Origin of the sequence: Chelativorans salis, assembly GCF_025336525.1 — a bacterium.
GTDB lineage: Bacteria > Pseudomonadota > Alphaproteobacteria > Rhizobiales > Rhizobiaceae > Chelativorans > Chelativorans salis.
In genome coordinates, this window is the sequence record NZ_JAOCZP010000019.1 from 1 (window position 1) to 4,965 (window position 4,965).

At 59.9% G+C, this 4,965-nt stretch carries 4 protein-coding genes and 1 pseudogene; 3 read left to right on the forward strand and 2 right to left on the reverse strand.

The features are described from left to right. Positions 1-116: 116 nt before the first annotated feature. Both N5A92_RS27205 and N5A92_RS27210 read right to left on the reverse strand, forming a co-directional pair. Positions 117-266, reverse strand: coding sequence for a hypothetical protein (locus N5A92_RS27205; RefSeq protein ID WP_260907763.1), 150 nt, complete (start codon positions 264-266; stop codon positions 117-119). Positions 267-422: 156 nt separating this feature from the next. Beyond that, positions 423-929: a hypothetical protein gene (locus N5A92_RS27210; protein ID WP_260907764.1), complete on the reverse strand. Its 507-nt coding sequence runs from the start codon at positions 927-929 to the stop codon at positions 423-425. A gap of 710 nt (positions 930-1,639) precedes the next feature. On the opposite strand from N5A92_RS27210, the pseudogene N5A92_RS27215 reads away from it, so the two are divergent. The 3 genes and pseudogenes from N5A92_RS27215 to N5A92_RS27225 all read left to right on the forward strand — a co-directional run bounded on the left by N5A92_RS27215 (position 1,640) and on the right by N5A92_RS27225 (position 4,767). Next, positions 1,640-2,271, forward strand: a pseudogene (locus N5A92_RS27215) (tyrosine-type recombinase/integrase). 405 nt (positions 2,272-2,676) lie between these two features. Next, positions 2,677-4,077, forward strand: a complete 1,401-nt coding sequence (locus tag N5A92_RS27220; RefSeq protein WP_260907765.1) for a selenium-binding family protein — start codon at positions 2,677-2,679, stop codon at positions 4,075-4,077. 24 nt (positions 4,078-4,101) lie between these two features. After that, positions 4,102-4,767 carry a hypothetical protein gene (locus N5A92_RS27225; RefSeq protein WP_260907766.1) on the forward strand — a complete coding sequence of 222 codons (666 nt, stop codon included), beginning with the start codon at positions 4,102-4,104 and terminating at the stop codon, positions 4,765-4,767. Positions 4,768-4,965: the final 198 nt, after the last annotated feature.

Consider the following 4,965-nt stretch of genomic DNA (forward strand, 5'->3'; position numbering starts at 1 on the left):
GATCATTGGAAAGAGGTGCTGTCATCAGATGCTGGCCTCCTCTCCAGCCAGCATCTTGAATCACAAAACAACAGCCACGGGAATTCCAAAACGATTCAGCCAACCAGTGAACCGCTCTAGCGCCCGTGCCAGTCCAACACCGGCTTCAACGGTCGGAAAATCCGGTGGGAAGCCGTGCCGGACTGCGATCCCGTGGAAAGCTCGTAGATGATGCGGCCGCATGCCTCCGCGTCGGAAGGCACGGCGGGGCGAATGCGTACGGTCATGATCGTTTCTCCATGAAGCTGGATCGGTCTTATTGGTATCGGCGAGCCGAGGATCACGGCAGCGAGCGCTGCGGATCGCTTTGCCCGCCGAGTTCCCGTGGCGCCCGCCGCAACCGGGCGGACGCAAAGCATGAAGCCCGTATGGACAACCGGGACTTACTTAGCGGAGGCCTGGTGCTGATGCTCGGCGCCGTTGCGGTGGTGCTCGCAGGTGACCGCGGGATTGAACGGAGCGAAGGCGCCGTTCGGGTTGTCACGGTAGATCCAGACATGCCGGTCGTAGTGTGGCTCGAAGAAGTGCGCCTCATCCACCGGCGTGGCGGGATTGTCCGCCATGGTGTCATACGGCACGCCGTGGAACGTGGGCAGAGCGTCGTGCCCGGCCTCCTTCCACGCGCGTGCGAAGACCAGGTTCTCCACCGCCACGAGTTCGAGCGAGCCGTCGGCCTGCGGTTCGTAGATCAGGATCGACGGTTTCAGAAAGTCGGTGTGCATGCCGTCCCCGTCCACGCGGGGATTGGGCAGGGCCGAGATCCCGAGCAGGTCGGGATGGGCAAAGTGAATGCCCATGGCCCCGAGCTTGGCGGGATAGCCCATCATCTCGGCCGTGTCGCACAGGTTCAGCGGGTCTCGGGCGTAGCCTTCTGCGAGCGCTACGTTCACGTCCCTGAACCGTTCCGTTTCCGCCCGGACCTCGGCGAGGGTTGGTTCACCGGGTCCAGGCGACGATGCGGCGGCTCCGCCGGCGATCTCTTCCCCACTTGCAGCGGTCGTGGTCGAAATGGCCGCCGCCGCGATTGCAACGATCAAGCGCGCAGCAGTGCGCGCGCCACGAATGTGACCTCAGTACATTGTCTCGTCCTCTGGTGTGGTTGCCCCGCGGGCACTGCGCCCGGGGTGGTTGTCGATCGCAGCAGGGGCGGGCAGATCCCGCCTTCCGAGTTCAGATCGCTGCTCTCGATGACACGTACGTATACGGATCGACCGAGGCGCAATCCATCAGCGAGTTTGGCGCGTTGGTCGGCAAAAATGCATAATCGCAGCCTTATCGGCTCCGACGTCCGCCTTCAGGACGCCGGGCCGGCTTGAGCGCGGCTGGTTTGAGTCGCAAGCGCCATTCCAGCCAATGTCGGCTTCTCTAATCGGGCATCGAGATCAAGCTCCTATTAGTGTAAAGCGGCGTGTGGTCCCGACGCCGATCGGTGGCCTGCATCCGCTTACGTCTTGGGCCCGTGCAGCTTTAGGTCGTACGAGAAGGAGCGGCCGCTTATCGTAGGTTCCTTGTCAACAGCCGATAGTCCGGTACCGGCCCCAAAGGTTTTCGTCGATCGTTCGTTTTCCTTCCGGCCCATGGAGGCCGAAGGAGAAATGCGATGGGAACTTCACAATATGATCCTGTGGTGCAGGAACGACGGGCCTGGAATGCAGGCAAGAAAGTGGGCGCGAAGCGTGCCCTGAAGCCTCGGGAGATCTGGGCAATCCGGTTCTTTCTGGATCGAGAGCGCCGCTTGCGTGATCGAGCGCTGTTCGATCTTGCCATCAATAGCAAGCTATGAGGATGCGACCTCGTGAAGATCAAGATCGGCAGCCTGGTCGTCGGTCCGGAGATTCGGACGCGTTCGATTGTCGTGCAGCAGAAGACGGGTCGGCCGGTTCAGTTTGAGCTGATGGCTGACGCGCGGTCGAGCTTACTTGCGTGGCTCGAGCGGCGTGGCGGGACTGTCGACGACTATGCCTTTCCGAGTAGGATCGATCGTTCGGCCCACATGAGCACAAGGCAGTATGCCCGCTTGGTCGATGAATGGGTTGGAGCGATCGGTCTTCGCGTCGAAGACTACGGAACACATTCGCTTCGTCGGACGAAGGCCTCGACATCTACAGGGCAACGGGCAACCTTCGAGCAGTGCAGATCCTGCTCGGCCACACCAAGATCGAAAACACGGTCCGATATCTCGGCGTGGACATCGAAGACGCGCTGGCTCTTGCAGAGGGGACTGAGATCTGACCCAAGCCGCGGCCCCTCGGTTCAGCCTAGGGCCGCGACGTTGGGAAAGCGGTGGGTTACAGTGCCGCTTTCTACCCGATGCGGAGAATCGATTTCCGCAGGTCCTGGAATGGTGGAAAGCCGTCGCCCACCGAGCCAACTTGCTAATGCAGCCATGCGTCAGATCCGGCCATTCCGGCGTCGCAACGTTTGACCATGCGTCGCCCGTCATTGTTGATATCCCGCAGGTCGCTTATCCAGTTCTGTGACAAAGCCAGCATTGCAGTTCCCAGTATTCCGTGGGATGCTGGGAACTGCACAAAAGAAGTGCGGACAATAAAGCGCCCCGGCGAATTCGCGGGCATTTGCGTCAAAGTTGCGCCCTTGAACGTCGGTTGAGCTGCAACCCGCCGAGGGAGGACGACAATGACTGTACGTCCAGACCCGACTTTTTACGCGACTGCAAAGCTCGCAATGCAGGCGCCGGTCGAAAACTTTGCCTACACTTTGATGTTGAGTCCGGACTTTTCCAAGCCTGACGGACTTGCCGTTGTCGACGTGAACCCGGAGTCACAGGATTATGGCAAGATCGTTCACAGCGTCATCATGCCAAACAAAGGCGACGAGTTTCACCATTTCGGCTGGAATGCGTGCTCTTCGGCCCTCTCGCCGCTGAATGGCCACCCGTTTCTCCAACGCCGCTTTCTGATCATTCCAGGTATGCGGTCTTCGCGCATCTACGTGATCGACACCGAGGGCGGACCGACCAATGCCAAGATCCACAAAATCATCGAACCGAAAGAAGTATTTGCCAAGACGGGCTATTCCAGACCGCACACCATTCATTGCGGTCCAGAGGGTATTTATGTCTCCACCCTGGGAGGCGGTGGCGCCGACGGCACCGACGGACCTCCAGGCATCTTTATTATGGATTGCGAGACATTCGATGTCATCGGGCGCTACGAGATTGATCGTGGGCCGCAGGACAAGCAATATGATTTCTGGTGGAACCTGCCGCGTGACTACATGGTGTCGAGCGAATGGGCACTTCCGCCCCAGTTCGAGAATGGCATCGTTCCGGAAGACCTACTGTCGAACAAATACGGACACCGGATTCATTTCTGGAATCTTCGCGAACGAAGGAACGCCCAAACCATCGATCTGGGAGCCAATCACCAGATGGCGTTGGAAGTCCGCCCCGCCCATGATCCCGTAAAGGAGTATGGCTTCGTCGGGGTGGTCGTGGACACGACAAACCTCGAGGGGTCGATCTGGACATGGTGGCGCGATGACGGGAAATTCCACTGCAAGAAGACGGCAACCATCCCCCCGGAGGGAGCGACGAAGGACGACCTGCCCCCGCTGCTGCAAGGCTTCGAGGCGGTCCCGCCGCTGGTAACTGACATAGACCTGTCGCTCGATGATCGCTTTCTCTACGTTTCGTGCTGGGGCACCGGCGAGATGCGCCAATATGATGTGACCGACCCGATGAAACCCAAGCTGTCAGGGTCAGTCCATATCGGCGGCATCACGCGCAAGACCAAACATTCGAGCGGCGGCGACTACAGGGGCGGACCGCAGATGGTCGAGATCAGCCGCGACGGCAAGCGCGTCTATTGGACCAATTCGCTCTATTCGACCTGGGACGAGCAGTTCTATCCCGGCGGCATACCAGCAGCCATGGTCAAGGCCGATGTCGGCGAGAACGGTGGGATCACGCTGGACAAGGACTTCTATGTCGAGTTCCCCGAGGGCTATCGCGCACACCAGATTCGGCTGGAGGGCGGCGACTGCTCGACGGATTCATTTTGTTATCCGTCCGTATAATCCACGGTTTGGGTCAATGACGAGATGAGTGAGTGGACGACGGCCGGTCTCTGGCTGGCCGTGGTCGCCAGCGGCCTCTATCACGGCGTCAATCCCGGTATGGGCTGGCCGCTGGCCGTTTCGGCGGGCCTCTTGGACAAGCGAATAGGCGAGTTGTTCCGGGCGCTCGGCCTTCTGGCAGTGGGTCACTTCACCGCGATGATCGGTATCCTGCTGCCGTTCGGCGCAATGCTGACGCTCATTGTATGGGAACGGCAGATCCGCATCGCCGCCGGGTTGATCGTCATCGCCGCCGGGATCTATCTGCTGATCAACCGACGCCACCCGCGCGCGCTTGTACGAATTCCGCCGGCGCAGCTGGGCCTATGGTCCTTCGCGGCTGCCACGGCGCACGGAGCCGGGCTGATGCTGGTTCCGATCTATCTAGGCCTGTGCCGGGCCGGCGAACTGGATACCGGCCACGGCGCGGCTATCGAGCTGATGTCTGGAAACCTCTTTACAGCCGTCTCCGTGTCGGTGGTCCACACGTCCGCCATGATCGTGAGCGGCGGAGTCATTGCCATTGCCGTCTACCGGTGGCTCGGCCCCAAGTTCATCTCACAAAGCTGGTTCAATCTCGACATCGTATGGGCGGTGAGCCTGATCCTTGTAGGGGGAATTGGCATTGCGAGTGTCGGAATTGCAGCTTGACATGCACCAGTTTGGTAGGAGGAATTCTCGCATTCTGCCAATTTCTGGAAAGGTTTAGGTTACGCACTAGCCCGGGTGAATCTGGAATACCGCTTTGGGCCCTGGCTGTGTAGAAACGCCGACGTCACGGTTAATCGTGGCTACCCGCGCAGCTCAAGCGGGATGATAGGCGATTTTTGCTTTCGAGCTCGATCCAGG

Bases quoted from the DNA above. Each gene is read 5' to 3' on its own strand.
- N5A92_RS27205 (WP_260907763.1), bottom strand. From the start codon at position 266: ATGACCGTACGCATTCGCCCCGCCGTGCCTTCCGACGCGGAGGCATGC.
- N5A92_RS27220 (WP_260907765.1), top strand. From the start codon at position 2,677: ATGACTGTACGTCCAGACCCGACTTTTTACGCGACTGCAAAGCTCGCA.
- N5A92_RS27225 (WP_260907766.1), top strand. From the start codon at position 4,102: ATGAGTGAGTGGACGACGGCCGGTCTCTGGCTGGCCGTGGTCGCCAGC.